Raw genomic sequence first — 15,733 nt, 5'->3', positions numbered from 1 at the left:
GCAGAAACTTCCCCGCTTGCCTCACGCCTGTGCTTTAAGTCCTAGAATCTTGCCAAATAATTGCGATGCTATCATAAAGCAAATAAAAGCACATAGTTCTGAGATCTCCTCATCCGAAAACTCTTCTTTCAACACAGTTATAATTTCATCATCTACTTCCTGTGGATTCTCTGCTACCAACAGAGCAAAGTTTACAGCCAAAGACTCCCTTGCATCTTGATAGATATCTTTGGGTGCACCCTTTGACATTCAATAATCGCACTGATTTTTATAAGCTAAACTTCTTCTAAGCTGTTCTTTTAGTTCACTATTTATCTTTCCCTGGTGGAATAGTGTTTCGGCAAGATTTTCCCAGTTTGTCAATATTCGTTCATTATGTCCTAAAAGGTTTTGAAATGGAGTTATTCCTATTTTAGAAGATTTAATTCTTGGCATATTGTATTCCCTCCTTTATAACCTTCTTTTATTCTACCTTCTATTATCGTGGATAGGCAAAATTCGTTGGTGTTTCTTTGATTCCGCTTATTTTCCAAATTTTATCAATAAATTTTGTTGCGTTTATACAGCTATTACTCCTAATAGCTGGCATGATACACCCCTCAATCAATATAATATCATATTATTATGGATTTATGACTAATAGAAGGTCATTTCCATCAATCCGTTACCCTATTTCAAATAAACATTGATTGATGTTGCACTATATCATTGATTGACAGGTAAACTATATTCAAACGCTTACTATTAGTAATGATGTACTTAGCTTTTAATTAATAAGAACGATGCATTCATGTTAAACCCTCTTTATCATTATTTAAAAGAAATACTTGCATTAAACATCTATTACTATGCTTTTTTAAAACCGCCGTTTTATGATAAGGTTCACTGTACCGTTGTAACTGCGTTTTTTTGTATAGTAAAAGTAAATATTGTATTTTAATGCAATATAATGTATAATTATAAAAAGTTTTAAAATATCTTCTATAGAAAGTAAAAGATTAATACAGTTCATAAAAGTAGTAAATCCTTAAATGCCTTAATCCGGCGTATATTTATGAAAAATAAAATAAATTGAGGTAACAATACATGAATATGATAATTAGGAAAGCCGATATTTCAGATATAAAAGATATATGCATGATTACAAGAGAAGCCTTTAAAAAATATGCCTTGGACCTCGGTCTTCCCCAGAAGGTCTCTGCACTTAAAGAGACGGAAGAAACAATAAAGAATGAGTTTGCCAATAAAAACATACTGATTGCATGTTCAATCAATGAAGCCATTGGTTGTATACGCTACGAAATAATGCCGGGGAACATTGCATATATTAGTCGTTTTGCCGTTAAACCGACAATACAAAACAGTGGCATAGGCAAAGCCCTCTTTCTAGCAGTGGAGGATGCTCTTATAAAAGACAACATGAAAGCTGTAGCCCTCCACACTGCATCAAAGATGACAGCCCTTATGCGCTTTTATTATAGTCTGGGCTTCCATATTCATTCAACCGCTTCAGATAGAGGGTATACAAGAGCATTATTGTGCAAGGAATTCATTCAAGGTGAATCACCGGATTTATCTCATGTGCAAAACATATAATCAGGCAGATAATGGGACAGGAGAAAGTATTTGATTGAAGTGCTGAGGTCTTCCCCAGCACTTCTGTTGTTATATCCATCACTATTTATTTAAAAATATTGTAAATGTCTCTCCAACTTGCTCATAATCATTACTCATCCGACCACTTTCTTCCGGAAGTTTTGCAGCATATGGAGTTAAGGTAATTGATGTAATTTCATCAGAAAAGTCTTTATAGAAATTCTCATATTTAAATACTAAATCTTCATTTGATTTCCTGCTTAAATAAAAGTTTATTTCATTTCCTAAATTGTCATACCCTCTTAAATCTATTTGATAAAAACTCTTAAACTCTCCTTCTACGCTTCCTTCTATTTTTTGATTTACAGGATTGTATCTAAACGCTTCTAAACTGTAGGTTTGATTAGCTATTTGGAATGAATAATCTAATGGAAGCACATGAGTATCTTTCATTAGCTCACTACCATCTGCTGTGAATTCAAATATCCATTTTCCTTTCACCTTCCCTTCTACTATATTATCATTTTGAGTGGTAAAGTAATTCAACTCATTAAAAGCAATTTTTATATCTAAACTTTCTTTAGTATCAATATCTTTAACAACAATATAATCAATTTGGGTAAATATCGTTTTAGAATCGTCAACTTTTCCACATGAACCAGTGCCACCCCAAACTCTAATCTTTTTTCCATTAATAAAAATGTTATAATCCAACCTAACCCCCTCTACAGGCCTATTCGTATTTACAACTGTACAAATAATCAATTCATCTTTATCAATAATGACATCAGTCAATTTTACTTCTACACCTTTATCCTCTATTACTTTGTTAACCACATTGCTATAAATCTCCACATCTCTTTCAACACCTAACGCTCTACCAATAGAATAAGATATTTCTGAAATCATTGATTGGGTGCTGGCATAAACTTCCCTTCCAAAACTTGTTTGACTAAAAATTCCTATAGTTAATACTAGAGCTGCTGCAATGCCTCCAAATTGCTTAATCTTGTACTTTTTTGCCTTATTATTTTTTAAATTATTTTTTATGATATTTTTCAAATGTTTCTTTTCAATATCTGTAAGGTCTTGTTTTTCATAGTCATTAATATCAAAATCCATTTCATTTAAAAATTCATATATGTTGTTAGTATCATTCACTTTTATACCCTCCCTGCATATTAATTTTATCACGTAGCTTCTTCTTTCCCCTAGAAATCCTATTGTAAAGGACCGATTTGCTAAGCCCCATATCTTGAGATACTTCATCTATGTTTTTATCTTGTAAATATAGCTTTTTAAAAATTATTTGATCCTTTTCCGATAAAGTACTTAGGATTTTTTCTGTTTCCTCCCTAACTTCATTTATAAGAACTTCTTTAAGGGACTGATCTTCTACTGCAATAATTGCTTCTTCTATATTTTGATTTTCCATATTTTTTAAATATTTCCTTATATAGTCAATTGACTTATATTTTGCAATTCCACCTACCCAGTTTTTAAAGGTAGATTTTTTAGGATTATAGTAATGAATATTTTCCCAAATTGCAAGCAAACAATCATTCATACATTCCTCATAAAAGTCCATGAGGTGATAGAGGTGCTTTTTTAAAACCGTTTTAATAATCCAAGTATGGTTGTCAATAACATATTCTAAAGCCCTCTCGTTTCTCTTCTTCAATTCATCAATAAAATTTTCCTCTGTTATTTTCAATGTTTCACCTTCTTTGAATTTTATTTCTACATGTAGATCATTTTATATACTTATCTTTTCACTTAATATTTCGTAACAAAAAAGTAAATCTATCAAGGCAGTTTATGCTATTAAGAATTTGACTATATGGAAAAGCTATTGGTATCATAAAGCTAGTTTGAATATGGAAATTTTTACAGGTAGGTGATTCATTGAAGAAGATAATTATTATTACCCTATCAATAACTATATCTATAATTCTGGGTATACTAGCGGTATTTACTTTGCCCTGGGCTATTTTATTTGTTGGATTAAATATGTCACCAAATCCCCCTAAACCCACAATAACACATGGGGAATTTCCGTTTCATTTGGTCTATGAAGTGGATGGTAAGCAATATACTATCGATGATACAATAATTTGCGACTATGCCGGAACTGGTATGAATGAAGCAAGAGGAAAGCACATTAAATGGGAAGAACGCTTAGCGAGCGGAAATAAGATTTCAAAATTCAATTTTTCTTTCACTGAGGATGACCAATATGGAATTAAATTATTCGATGGCATAATTCAAGGTCAAGGTAGTACGACAATTATTTGTGATGTAGGTAATCCTCAATATTACTTAGGGTACAAGAAGTACCCTAAGTACACACTCATACGATGTTTCGCTTTCCACCAGATTCCGTCCACTGACATCAAGAACAAAATTCATCGCCCTATATTGTCCCTCTCCGGTCAATATGGGTCAAAAATCCAGCCAAACCTTCGCAGTTACTTGTGATACGTCTCACCGTACCGTTTAACTAGCGGTTTTTTGTATAGTAAAAGAGTCAAAAAGAACGATCCCTTTTGACTATAAAATCCTTCAATTAACTTGTTTAATTCCTTATAATAGTTATAAGATATACTTGTATTGAACTTTAATATAATCATATTTTTATATGTAGCATTTTTTACTTTTAGCAAATCCTCAAACTCATTAAGATAGGAGTGTAAATAAATGAGGCTTCACAGACTTTTAGGAATTATTATGCTGCTTGATTCACGAGGGATAATAACAGCAAGAAATTTAGCTAAGATACTTGAAGCCTCTGAAAGAACCATATATAGAGATATTGATATATTGTGCGAAGCAGGCATTCCTATTTTTTCAATTCCAGGTCCTAATGGAGGGTATTCCTTTATGGAGGACTATAAAATTAATTCAAATGTCTTGGAAAGTGGAGATGCCGTTCATCTTTTACTTTCAAGCATGGGTATCAGACCGGAAAAAAACACTGAAATGGCCCAACAACTAAAAAATGCGATCATTAAGCTTGAAAATAGTATTTCTAAAGAACATAAAGAAGAAATCATTAAAGCTAAGGAAAGATTCTTTATTGATTCAGAACCATGGTGGCACAAAAGAGTACAGAGCAAAAATATAGACATAATTAAAAAATCAGTACTCAATTTGAAAAAGTTAAAAGTGCGTTATAAAAAATTTAATGGAGAAGTATCAGAAAGAATTCTAAGACCTTATGGTGCTGTAGTTAAAAATTTAGAGTGGTATGTAATAGCTTTTTGTGAACTAAAAAATGATATTAGGGTTTTTATGTGTAACAGAATTGAAAATATTGAAGTTCTAGATGAAAGTTTTAACATAGCAGAGAACTTTTCACTAGAAACGTTTTGGGAAAATAGTAAACAACAATTTGTGAAGCAGGCCTCCTCTAAAATAGAGCATAATGCATATCCTGTTAAGCTTAAATTCTATGAAGAAAAAAAACAAACCCTTCAAGGTTTTTATATACGTTCTTCCAGTAAGGTGGGAGAAACTTGGATTTATGATATAGATATGATAAGTTTTCAAACTGCCTGCAATGTAATATTTCCTTTGAGTGACAGAATGGAGGTTTTAGAACCTGTAGAACTTCGAGAATACATAGTTAAAAAATGTAATAGAATCTTAAATTTATATAAAACTAGATAAATTCCTGACATGCTATTGGCAAGATTTACTTGGTATAATTTAATATATCAAGTAGATGAAGGGAGTTAATAAGATGGAAGGAAAAATTACAAGCATCAAAGAGTTTAAAGCTGTAGGCATAACTTACTTTGGAGACAACAAGAATGGAGAAATTCCTAGTCTTTGGGAGGTATTTAACAAACACTACAAAGACATAAAGCAGAAAAGTAAATCTATGCGGTATTATGGTATATGCGATGGTGAACTAGATTCAGAATGTAGATTTCACTATACTGCATGTGCAGAAGTAGACAGCTTTGAGGATGTGCCTGAAAACATGGAGACAAAGGTCGTCCAATCGGGTAAGTATGTCATGTATACTTATACTGGTGCTATAAAAGATCTAGGGGAATTTTATGATAATATATTTACCAAGTGGATTCCAGCTTCAGGCTATAAAATAGATTGTAGACCTCAATTGGAATTATATGACGAGAGATTTATGCGCAATGGTGAATTTGACATTTATATCCCTATTAAATAAATATATATGCTTTGATGTATTGATGGATCTGAGCCTATGAGTAAATTGGGTGGTTACTCATAGGCTATTTGTTTAAACAAAGATAGATAACCTATCCATGATTCGCATGAATAATACTATATAAGCATAAATGCATCCGTCAAATACAGTAAGTCTTTTAGCTGCTCCCTTCTCTTTTAATATCAGGGATAGAAATCATCCGTTCTTTTATACTTTATATTTCATTTTAGAGCCAACTATTGCAAGGTATTTGCAACTACTGTATAATCTTGCGTCTCATAAACTAAGACTATTCGTTTACCTTAACTGTAAACTCTGTTTTTAGTTCTACCCTTTGTTTTTGCTCTTCATCCAAGGAAAAAGCTGTGCTTGCTATAAAGGAGTATTTTCCCTTAGGTAATTTTAATTCTTTCTCTGAATAATACTGCTTCCAAAATTCAGCCTTTGGATCATCCGCACTATACCCTCCGCTTTTTGAAAATGGGATAGTATATATTTCCCCTTTCTTTAAAACTGTTTCCTTTAACAAGTCTAAGGTTAAGCTCTCATTGAAATATTCTTCCCCGCTAAAAATTATATGGTGAAAATATGGTTCTCCTGACCATATATTAATACTGTCTTCATCTCCGATATATTCGATAGTAGAGTAGATGTTAATTTCTTCATTTTCTGTAAATTGCAGTTTGTTAATAAATGTTTTTACCTTAAAATTCTTATCTTCTGCTAAAAAAACTTGATACTCTGTATTCTCTGCTTCCTGACTGACCGGATTTTGATAACAAGCGGTCAGAAATAGTGCTGCTATTACAATTATTACATATATCTTTGTCCTTTTCAAATAAGTCCCTCCTATAAACCGTATTTACTATTAAGACGATCAAAATTTAGAATAGTTCCAATTGCTTATTTTATTATATGTAAAATACTATTTCTTCACTGAAACTCTGCAAAATCCCCATTGCTTTATATGCAAGCATTTAGTATTCATCACAACTAAGTTTTGAGAAGCCAAATTCATTTGCGGCAGTGAAATATTCTAACCGATCCACTAGTTGTATTTCATCTTTAGCTGGTAAATAGATTCCCCCCTGCTCCGGACTAATCCGCAGATAATCCCCTCCAACTACCCTATCCACTGGAGGCAAAATTATAGGAGGATCCCAGCTTCCTAAGCTTACAATAGCATCAACTTCCGGCTCGCTGTAAAACAAAGAGTCGTCAACGCCTTCAGCTCCACCGTGCTCGAAGGTCATCAGGGCTGTTTTGATTCTTTTCTCTTCACAAGCCTTAAGGCTTAGCATTGTTTCGATAAAGGCATTACCATCTCCCTCCCAAGTAGCCACTACACCATTGGCGTTTAATAACTGAGCTGATGCTGCTACGATATTGGCACAGCGTTTTTTGCCCTCCATTTCCTCGAAACGGCCTCTAAATAATACTACACCAACAAAATTTAGGGATTTCCCGTGTCTTTGATACAATTCCCTAATTAAAGGGTTATTCGTATGAAACCAGGTAGGTGTTTTTACATTGGGGTGGCTCCAATTGCCGTCAACTATAGCCCCATCCAAAATTTCATTGGGGTGAACAATTATAGGCAGTAAATTATCGAAGCGCATGTTATAGAAGAAACTACTTAGATTAAGCCCCACCGAGTGTACCTGATAGATGTAGGCCACATTGGGAAGACCATCCTTTGCTCCTTCCAGGGTATACGGTGTGATGCTGTCCGGTACCTGACCTCGCAGAACCTTACCCAAATATCGGGCCGCCCGAATACCGGCAATTCTTACCGACTGTTCGTACTGGTCCTCATCCATTCCCGTCTGTAATTTCAGAATACATACCACATTAATCGTTGTACTAAATGGCGTGATGGGTCCGGCCGGTCCTACCATATCCAGGACACTGTCTCTCACAATATTCAACCCTCCGTGTCTGGTTAGAGGAAATTCACAGGAGGTGAGCACCGCAACACCCTCCATCCGGTAAGTTGTCCCATCACCCAGTTGTCCGACCGGGGAGTCCACGCCTGCATAAGGTGCTGTATTACCGTCCTTGAACCGAGGCTCAACGGCATCGATCACGTGAACAATCCTAGCATTTTCTCCCGGAAGGACAATTTCAATATCAGCTTCAGAAAAGGTTTTATCTTCCAAAAGATAGGCAATCAACTCTTCCCGATTGATTTCTAATATCCTATTGTTTAAGCATGTTTTATCAGTAAATATAACTTGTTTGATTTTAAAAGTACCCATTTCTAATTTCATGATCCAACCCCCTATCAATCTACTATCACAATTTGAGGTGTTTCCAGTCTTTTCTCCAGTAACCTAAGTGCTGTTAACAATACTTTGCGGCTGATTTCTCGATCACGCTTTGCCGGTAATTCAGGATTACCGCAGGGGTGAGGAATCTTCGTACCTGCAACCACCCGATTGGCCCCTACATTGGAGGCTAAGGTATACATGGCGGTAATAATGCTTGTTGGTATCCCATTTCTCTCTAGTTCTCTGGCAATCGTTGCCCCGCAACGAGTACAGGTACCTCAGGTAGAGGTAAGTATAACGCCATCCACCTTTTCCTGGCGCAATAATGCAGCTATTTCCTGACCGTCTTTTTGGCAGGCGTTAACTGCCGCCCCCACCCCGGAAGTCGAATAAAATCTGTTGTGCAAACGCCCGATTAAGCCTTCGGCTTCCATTTCCCGCATGATGCCAACCGGCACTACATAATTTGGGTTCATATTGATAAAGTTTGGATTGTAGCCCCCGTGAATCGTCTCATATTCCGAGCTATCCAACATCTGTTTTCCGGATATTTCATAGGTTTTCCAAATCTCAGCTCCAAAAGAACGTATCCGATCAGGGTTCCCTCGGGGTACTAGTCCCCCAGTCGTCACAAGGGCAATTGTCGCCTCTTTAAGCGAGGCTACCGGTAGTGCCGGTGCCACTTTATCAATCTTTTGGATTGGCAGCTCAGTAATAAAGGGCTGTCCCTTCAACTTTGCTTCCAACATATCAACCAACCGTTTTGCAGCCTCTTCCTGTCGATAAACCAGTTTCCTGATGCCCCGTGGGATGTAACCTTCTTCCCTGGCAGGGCCCAGGGGTTCATTGGCGGCAATTTTTTGAATAAACTTAGCAATTTTGAAAAGTGCTTCCTTCATCCCTGTTGCTTTTGCAGATGTTGGCAAAATGTAAACCTGTCGGCGGTAGCTTTCTACCATCGGATTATCTTCATACATACCGGTGATCCCAGGTATTTGAAGTTCTTTGGCAGCTGCCTCACATATAGCTCCACAGGCTTGGCCATATCTGCCCGAGTTAAATGCGGGTCCTGCTATAATTATATCCACACGATACTCCTTGGCCTTATCAACTATCCTTCGTAAAACTTCATCTTTATTACTGTTGAAGTAGTTATCTCCGCATACAGCAACAACCGGCACAGTAAACTTTTCATCTAGGAGCGAGCAAAGACCAGCAGCCGGCCCAATTGGCTCTTCCACGAAAAACAGGGAACTATCGGCCTTATCTTCACCACCTATTCCGGCAAAGAATTGATTTATATAATAAAGTATCCTCACAACTACACCCTCCTCCTTAAGCCTCAATTCTAGAAAAGTAGGTTTCTCGATATTCCTGGAAATAGCTTTCATTATTTGCAGGCTTGACCAAACTCCATATGATCGATACAGTCAGGACGACTAAAAGAGTCCCAGGAAGTTCACCCAACCCGGTAATTTTAACCAAATAGATACGCCACAGCATATATATGATTGGTCCTATAGTGGTACAAAAAAGAGCTGCCTCACGGTTTGCCTTATCCCAAAACAATGCAAGAATCATTGGTACTCCAATCACAATAACAAATGCGCCAAAACCAAACGCGTTAAGAATTGTAATCAGCGGCATCTGAATTTTGCTCAAAATTAAAGCCAATATGCCTATAACTACAGTAGCTATCTTTGAATAACGCAACTCCTCACTTTCTGTAAAGCTTTTCCCTTTTATGCGGCCAATAATGTCATGCACAATACTGGATCCGGCCGCCATTAACAAAGTATCTAAAGTCGTAAAAATGGCCGCCAACAGGCAAAGTACCAACAGGATACCAACGATTTCCGGAGCAACATTCGTAGCAAATACAGCAAAAGCTTTGTCTGGAATTTCTATGCCGATGCCTAACGCACGAGGAACCAAACCAATTAAGACTGCTGCAAAAGTCCAATAAAGGGAGATAACAACCCCTATTGGGAAGGCTAATCGTGCAGTCCTGCTGTCTTTCATCCCATAAAAAGTAGGAATAATATGAGGGCCGCTAAATAAGCCAAACAGATATACAAAAGCTAAATTATACCATAGAGAGCGGGGCATTTCTCCAAAAAAGGTGGTCAAGCTGCTATTCTGCTGAGCTAATAAATAGTCCATCCCGGAGATACCGCCAACGGCTTTTAGAGCAACTATAATAGCTACAGTAACGCCAATAATCATAATCATCCCCTGAACAGTGCTTAGATAGGCAATGGCGGAGCGGCCACCAAGAGAAGAGAAAATAACTAACACCGTGCTAAATAGGATTAGTGCCCAAGAATACGATAGACCCAGGTAACTTTCTATTGTTAGTGCTGCTGACCTCATTTGTACGACAAGCATGGGAATGGTAAAAAATACAATCCAAAATGCGACGATAGAGTAAAAGCGGTTTGAGCCATATCTTTTAACAAAAAGTTCTGGGGTCGTAATGGCTTTTGTTTTATGAGATACTTCCCTAATTTTGGGAGCAACTACAAACCAACTGATAAAAACACCAAATGCAGCTCCAATCTGCCATGTACCGCCGCCCCACCCATACTGATATGCCATACCTGCACCACCGACAAACAGACCGGCACTAGTCGCTGCAGTTGCTGCTGTAAAAGCGGATGCCACAGGGCCCAATACACGGCCACCCAAAACATAGCCTTCAACATTTTTTAAACCGCTTCTTGTGTAATATAACGCCCAGCAAGGCAATAATATCAAAAATACAAATAATGCAACTAATTTACTTGTTTCCATAGAGGATTCCCCTTTCACTTAAAAAGATTTAAAATTAGTCAATTGTGTCTAATCAAATTTTTTAAAGAAACTCTCACCAAATACAGATATTCCTATTGCCAATCCACAAAAAAATAATAATATTAAGATAAAAATAGTACTCGTATTCACTTTTTTCTCCCCTTTCAAAGATAATTTTTCATACTTAAATGCTTTAATGTTTTATTCCCCCTAACATAAATAAAAAAATCCACATCCCAATAGGGTGTAGATTTTTCCATCATCTTCACCTAAGCCGGCTTATTCGCGAAGCCGACATAGAAATTTTACAGGCAGGTCTCCTGACTAGGATCACAGCATTTTACGCCCTTCCCCCATAATGGATGGGGTGGTATAAGTAAAAGCTCACCTTCACAGTGGCGGGTCCGTCCGGGAATCTCACCCGGTTCCCTATTCTCCCTAAAATGGGCACCTGTAAAAATTTATTAAATTTTCTCAAATTTAAGATTATCTCAAATAAATGAAAATGTCAATATTCAGAAATAACAATTACTGCGTTATATCCTATTGAAAATAAACACGCTGTACACTGGCTTCTTACACTCTTCTATTGAGGCAAAAGAACTATTCTTTTTTTTACTTACTCCTCAACCTGATTTTTTACCTTGCCTGCGTCAAAGATACTGGGTGATGAAAGCAAGCTCTAGTCTACCGATACCCACCCTTTAGCTATTGAAGAAACACAAGAGAAACTGAAGTTTTAATTTATTGAACCCTTAGGCAAGCATAATCTTTGATTTCTTCAAACACCGTCTTAAGGCCGTATCTAATTTGATCTATAGAAAGATGGGATATGGCTATCCTAAAACTATTCTCATCCAATTGTTTTACTGTTAAGAATTCTTTTGCTGTTGAAATAAGGATGTTTTTCTCCTTAAGCCTTCTGGCCAAGATATTGACATTCAATTCTGGGGGCAGCTTCACCCAAATAAAGAAGCCTGTAGTCGGAACAAAATATTCCATTCCCTCAATACTTTTGGTTTTCAGTAATTCACGTAAACAAGCCATTTTCTTCTCATATTCTCGTTGAATCTTTCTAACGTGATTCTTATACATACCGCTGTTTATAAAAATCTCCAGTGCACCTTGAGCCAATACCGATGTGCTTTGGTCATGACATCTCTTGTGTTCAAAAAATTCATCTTTCAAATGATCATGTAACACAACAGCACCAATTCTAATTCCCGGCATAAAGGTTTTAGAAAAGCTTTTAATATAAATTACCTTTTTAGAGGTATCATAGTAATATAGGGGCAGTGCTTTTCTGTTTGTTTCGATATCAATAAAATAATCATCCTCAACAATATAGACGTCATATTTTTGGGCTAATTCAACAATTTTCATCTTTTCTTTTTCAGAGTAGCTCGTACCCAAAGGATTATGGAATCTTGGAATCGTGTAGAAGAACTTGATGCTTTCTTGTTTAAATAGCTTTTCCAACTCTTTCAGATCAATCCCATGAAAATTTCTCTTTATTCCAATCAGTTTGTTACCATTTAGAAGCGCCATATCTTGCATAAGGCGGTAAGTAGGCTGCTCCACCAGAATATTCTTTTTATCATTGGGAAAAGACATGTTTGATAAAATACTCAATGCCTGCTGTGACCCGGAAGTAATAAAAATCTTCTCTTCTGTAGTAAATACCTGGTATTCGCTGAAATGATCCTGCAATACCTTTCTTAAGGATTGCATTCCCTGTGTTTCTGTACATAAAAACAGACTATCACGATATGTTTCCACAGCCTTGTTAATACAGTGATTAAACTCTTTGTAGGGCAGTAACCTCGGGTCTGGAATTGCTTCAGAAAAATCAATAAGTTTTGATTCCTCTTTACCGGATTTATTTGTCTCTACAAGGTAATAGCCGCTTTTAGGTATAGTATATAACTTATGATTCATTACAAGTTCGTCATAAGCTCTTATGATTGTCGCCTTATTGCATTTAAGCTTATCTGCCATCAATCTTATGGAGGGTAGTCGTTCTCCCTGTTTCAACTGATTTGATTCAATCAGCTTTTCAACATACTTTATAACCCTTTCATATTTTTTTTCCATAGATGCTCCTCGCTTTTCAAATTGCTCGCTGCTATTATATAGATTATTAAAGTGTTGTACTGGTACAGATATGTTTTTTTGATATTGTATCACACGTTTGCAGGATGTACAATTTCATTAATATATGAAATTAAATAAGGGAGAGAAGTATATGAAATTGTCCTATATTCAATTGGCTGTATCAATGTGTTTAGTCGGTATTAATATCGCTGTAGGCAAAGTGATTTCACAAACAGTTCCTGTTTTTTTATTCGCCAATATCCGTTTTTTTATCGCAGCAGTTATATTAGTCCCTATGGTTTTTATGGAAAAAGATACGAAATTCAGTCTTAATCGAAAGGATTGGATGCTGCTTTTTTTACAATCGTTATTCGGTGTCTTTCTATTCAGTATTTTTATGCTCTGCGGTGTCCGGTACACTTCTGCCATTTCCGCCGGTATTATTACAAGTACTACACCAGCATTCATAGCTCTACTAGCCTTCTTTTTTCTTAAAGAAAAATTCAATTTTCATAACTATATGTCTATATTACTTGCTGTTTTAGGAATCACCTTAATTTCAATCGAGACAAGGGGTATTGCATCTTCAAATTCAGCCAATATGTTTGGGAATATCCTTATTCTATGTGCAGTGATTTCAGAGGCACTGTTTACTATTTTTGCAAAACCAGTGTCCACCAAGCTTAAACCTTTGCAAATGACTGCAATAGTAAATGTTTTCGGATTTTTGTTATTCATTCCATTTTCAATATATTCTTTAATGACAACAAGAATAATCATAACATCCCATATATGGCTACTAATGATTTATTACTCTTTGACGGCAAGTATATTCTCATTTTTTCTCTGGTTTAGAGGAATAGCTGATGTTCCTGCTAATATAGCAGGGCTGTTTACAGTATTTATGCCTGTCTGTTCAGCATTTGTAGGTATTGTCTTCTTAAATGAAAGTTTCACAACAAAACAAGCTGTCGGTATGATCTTTGCAATTGCTGCAATTTATTTAGGCATACGCAAGCCTAAAGAATCAACTTCAAATCCTTCACTATTTGATTGACGCTTTTAGCTAAAAGTTTAGAGTCAAATTAGTATATGGATATGCGCTCCTAAACATGAATGTACGTAGAGGAGGATCTGCGTGTCCCCTTGTAAATGAAACGGGCAGACACACAGGCCTGCCCCTACGAAAGAAAATAGATTATATTTTAAAGGCGCATATCTCTATTAGCAGAAACCGCATTCATTTATAATACGATTCACCGTACTGTTGTACTAGCGGTTTTTATAAAAGTTAATATGCTAATACCTCATGTCCATCGCTTGTAACTAATACCATGATTTCCTCTTGAGCTGAAGGCTGACCATCTGCCGTATAAGTAGTCCATCCATTCCTCTTATCTAAAAATATTTCGTCCGTACCTGCATTAATCATTGGTTCTATGGTAAATATCATACCTGGCACCATCAGCATCTCCGTTTTTTTCTTGGAAACATAGCTTACCCATGGTTCTTCATGGAATGCCAATCCAATTCCATGTCCTCCGATTTCTTTTACTACTGAATATCCATTTTTCATCGCATGCTCATGTATTACTTGCCCCATATCTCCAAGAAATCCCCAAGGTTTTACTTGTCTTAACCCTAATTCGATACATTCCCGCACAACGCGAATCAGGCTTCTCTTTTTTTCACATATATCTCCAATGCAGAACATTCTGGATGAGTCTGAGAAATATCCTTGATAGATGGTTGAAACATCAATATTTATAATATCTCCGCTTTTCAATATTATATCTTTTGATGGTATCCCATGACATACCTGTTCATTAATAGAAGTGCATACGCTTTTGGGGAATCCTTCATACCCAAGTTGTGCGGGTATAGCACCAAATTCTATTGTTTTTTTATAGACAAGTTGGTTAATATCCTCTGTAGTTATACCTGCTTGGATATGCTCAGCAATATAATCTAAAACTGCAGTATTAATTTTTCCGCTTTCCCGTATTCCTGCTATCTGCTCAGGTATTTTTATAATATTTTTAGGTGGGACTATATGTCCATGTGTTTTATAAAACTCAATCCTATCGTCAAATTCGGCATGACACTTTTTGTATTTGTTTTGACTGCCACACCAACATAAATCATTTCTACCTAGTTTATTATCCATCCTACACTCCCTTCATTAAACTCCTTTATTTAAATTCATTGTTTGGCACTGGAAGGATATTAGGCTTCATATATAACTGAATGGTAGTCAAAGTCTTTCGGTATTGATTGGGAGTGCATCCATAAGCGTCTACAAAGGCCCTTGTAAAACTTTCTTGACAGGAAAAGCCATATTTTAATGCTATATCCAGAAGTCTATTTTGTGTATTTTTCACTTCTATCGCAGCAAGAGTTAATCTACGCTTTGATAGATATTGTTTAAAAGTAACCCCCACATATTCATGAAATTTATTTGAACAATAAAACTGAGAGTATCCAACATAATTAGACATTTCAGCCAGTGTTGGATTCCTTGTAATATTAACTTCTATCCAGTTAACCATATTTTCTACCGTTTTTATTGACAACCAGAATCCCCTCCCTATAAGAATATTATATCTGACTCTATAATTAAAAACTTGACATGACTTGCAATAATATTTGTATTAGCTTGAATATCTACTTATTTGAATGTCTTATCAAATATTATATACATAAAATGACGGCATAGGTATTGAACGCTAATCGTTTTTAAACTTGTAAAAAATACATTAAAATTAACCGTACCTAAACATTAATTTCA

General features: G+C 35.9%; 16 protein-coding genes and 1 riboswitch. Of the genes, 5 read left to right on the top strand and 11 right to left on the bottom strand.

The genetic code is table 11. The features are described from left to right. Positions 1-21: 21 nt before the first annotated feature. Both Gferi_RS28680 and Gferi_RS28675 read right to left on the bottom strand, forming a co-directional pair. Positions 22-249 (bottom strand): carboxymuconolactone decarboxylase family protein, encoded by a 228-nt coding sequence (locus tag Gferi_RS28680; RefSeq protein WP_207645769.1) that lies wholly within the window; start codon positions 247-249, stop codon positions 22-24. After that, complete coding sequence (locus Gferi_RS28675; RefSeq protein WP_207645768.1) at positions 250-435, bottom strand: hypothetical protein; 186 nt, start codon at positions 433-435, stop codon at positions 250-252. A gap of 651 nt (positions 436-1,086) precedes the next feature. On the opposite strand from Gferi_RS28675, the gene Gferi_RS19085 reads away from it, so the two are divergent. Then, positions 1,087-1,596: a GNAT family N-acetyltransferase gene (locus Gferi_RS19085; RefSeq protein ID WP_069979292.1), complete on the top strand. Its 510-nt coding sequence runs from the start codon at positions 1,087-1,089 to the stop codon at positions 1,594-1,596. 81 nt (positions 1,597-1,677) lie between these two features. On the opposite strand, the gene Gferi_RS19080 is transcribed toward Gferi_RS19085, so the two are convergent. Both Gferi_RS19080 and Gferi_RS19075 read right to left on the bottom strand, forming a co-directional pair. After that, entirely contained in the window at positions 1,678-2,757 is a 1,080-nt protein-coding gene (locus Gferi_RS19080) for a DUF4179 domain-containing protein (RefSeq protein WP_069979290.1), read from the bottom strand. Further along, positions 2,750-3,310, bottom strand: a complete 561-nt coding sequence (locus Gferi_RS19075) for a sigma-70 family RNA polymerase sigma factor (RefSeq protein ID WP_069979288.1) — start codon at positions 3,308-3,310, stop codon at positions 2,750-2,752. The genes Gferi_RS19080 and Gferi_RS19075 overlap by 8 nt, the downstream gene beginning before the upstream one ends. A 191-nt stretch (positions 3,311-3,501) precedes the next feature. On the opposite strand from Gferi_RS19075, the gene Gferi_RS19070 reads away from it, so the two are divergent. From Gferi_RS19070 to Gferi_RS19060, 3 genes are all read left to right on the top strand, one after another. Then, positions 3,502-4,074: a hypothetical protein gene (locus Gferi_RS19070; protein WP_069979285.1), complete on the top strand. Its 573-nt coding sequence runs from the start codon at positions 3,502-3,504 to the stop codon at positions 4,072-4,074. Between the two features lie 219 nt (positions 4,075-4,293). After that, on the top strand, positions 4,294-5,265 hold the full coding sequence (locus tag Gferi_RS19065) for a helix-turn-helix transcriptional regulator (RefSeq protein ID WP_069979283.1): 972 nt from the start codon (positions 4,294-4,296) through the stop codon (positions 5,263-5,265). 73 nt (positions 5,266-5,338) lie between these two features. After that, on the top strand, positions 5,339-5,788 hold the full coding sequence (locus Gferi_RS19060; protein ID WP_069979281.1) for a GyrI-like domain-containing protein: 450 nt from the start codon (positions 5,339-5,341) through the stop codon (positions 5,786-5,788). A 289-nt stretch (positions 5,789-6,077) separates the two neighbouring features. On the opposite strand, the gene Gferi_RS19055 is transcribed toward Gferi_RS19060, so the two are convergent. The 5 genes from Gferi_RS19055 to Gferi_RS19035 all read right to left on the bottom strand — a co-directional run bounded on the left by Gferi_RS19055 (position 6,078) and on the right by Gferi_RS19035 (position 12,945). Next, positions 6,078-6,626, bottom strand: a complete 549-nt coding sequence (locus tag Gferi_RS19055) for a hypothetical protein (RefSeq protein WP_069979279.1) — start codon at positions 6,624-6,626, stop codon at positions 6,078-6,080. Between the two features lie 139 nt (positions 6,627-6,765). Beyond that, positions 6,766-8,058, bottom strand: coding sequence for a glycine/sarcosine/betaine reductase component B subunit (locus Gferi_RS19050; RefSeq protein ID WP_069979277.1), 1,293 nt, complete (start codon positions 8,056-8,058; stop codon positions 6,766-6,768). A gap of 14 nt (positions 8,059-8,072) precedes the next feature. After that, positions 8,073-9,377 (bottom strand): glycine/betaine/sarcosine/D-proline family reductase selenoprotein B, encoded by a 1,305-nt coding sequence (locus tag Gferi_RS19045; RefSeq protein ID WP_408607477.1) that lies wholly within the window; start codon positions 9,375-9,377, stop codon positions 8,073-8,075. 16 nt (positions 9,378-9,393) lie between these two features. Further along, positions 9,394-10,851, bottom strand: coding sequence for a sodium:solute symporter family protein (locus Gferi_RS19040; RefSeq protein WP_069979273.1), 1,458 nt, complete (start codon positions 10,849-10,851; stop codon positions 9,394-9,396). A gap of 293 nt (positions 10,852-11,144) precedes the next feature. Continuing rightward, positions 11,145-11,321, bottom strand: a riboswitch (cobalamin riboswitch). 274 nt (positions 11,322-11,595) lie between these two features. Then, positions 11,596-12,945 (bottom strand): aminotransferase-like domain-containing protein, encoded by a 1,350-nt coding sequence (locus Gferi_RS19035; RefSeq protein WP_069979271.1) that lies wholly within the window; start codon positions 12,943-12,945, stop codon positions 11,596-11,598. Between the two features lie 151 nt (positions 12,946-13,096). Here Gferi_RS19035 and Gferi_RS19030 point away from each other — a divergent pair, with 151 nt between their 5' ends. After that, positions 13,097-14,002 (top strand): DMT family transporter, encoded by a 906-nt coding sequence (locus tag Gferi_RS19030; RefSeq protein ID WP_069979269.1) that lies wholly within the window; start codon positions 13,097-13,099, stop codon positions 14,000-14,002. 234 nt (positions 14,003-14,236) lie between these two features. Here the strand turns inward: Gferi_RS19030 and Gferi_RS19025 are convergent, their stop codons facing one another. Next, positions 14,237-15,112, bottom strand: coding sequence for a methionyl aminopeptidase (locus Gferi_RS19025; RefSeq protein WP_069979268.1), 876 nt, complete (start codon positions 15,110-15,112; stop codon positions 14,237-14,239). A gap of 25 nt (positions 15,113-15,137) precedes the next feature. After that, entirely contained in the window at positions 15,138-15,518 is a 381-nt protein-coding gene (locus Gferi_RS19020) for a helix-turn-helix transcriptional regulator (protein ID WP_069979266.1), read from the bottom strand. Between the last annotated feature and the right edge of the window lie 215 nt (positions 15,519-15,733).

The sequence above is a fragment of the Geosporobacter ferrireducens genome, from assembly GCF_001750685.1.
Classification (GTDB): Bacteria; Bacillota; Clostridia; order Peptostreptococcales; family Thermotaleaceae; genus Geosporobacter; species Geosporobacter ferrireducens.
This window is presented reverse-complemented; position numbering and strand designations above follow the sequence as displayed.

Bases quoted from the DNA above. Each gene is read 5' to 3' on its own strand.
- Gferi_RS28680 (WP_207645769.1), bottom strand. From the start codon at position 249: ATGTCAAAGGGTGCACCCAAAGATATCTATCAAGATGCAAGGGAGTCT.
- Gferi_RS28675 (WP_207645768.1), bottom strand. From the start codon at position 435: ATGCCAAGAATTAAATCTTCTAAAATAGGAATAACTCCATTTCAAAAC.
- Gferi_RS19085 (WP_069979292.1), top strand. From the start codon at position 1,087: ATGAATATGATAATTAGGAAAGCCGATATTTCAGATATAAAAGATATA.
- Gferi_RS19065 (WP_069979283.1), top strand. From the start codon at position 4,294: ATGAGGCTTCACAGACTTTTAGGAATTATTATGCTGCTTGATTCACGA.
- Gferi_RS19060 (WP_069979281.1), top strand. From the start codon at position 5,339: ATGGAAGGAAAAATTACAAGCATCAAAGAGTTTAAAGCTGTAGGCATA.
- Gferi_RS19050 (WP_069979277.1), bottom strand. From the start codon at position 8,058: ATGAAATTAGAAATGGGTACTTTTAAAATCAAACAAGTTATATTTACT.
- Gferi_RS19040 (WP_069979273.1), bottom strand. From the start codon at position 10,851: ATGGAAACAAGTAAATTAGTTGCATTATTTGTATTTTTGATATTATTG.
- Gferi_RS19035 (WP_069979271.1), bottom strand. From the start codon at position 12,945: ATGGAAAAAAAATATGAAAGGGTTATAAAGTATGTTGAAAAGCTGATT.
- Gferi_RS19030 (WP_069979269.1), top strand. From the start codon at position 13,097: ATGAAATTGTCCTATATTCAATTGGCTGTATCAATGTGTTTAGTCGGT.
- Gferi_RS19025 (WP_069979268.1), bottom strand. From the start codon at position 15,112: ATGGATAATAAACTAGGTAGAAATGATTTATGTTGGTGTGGCAGTCAA.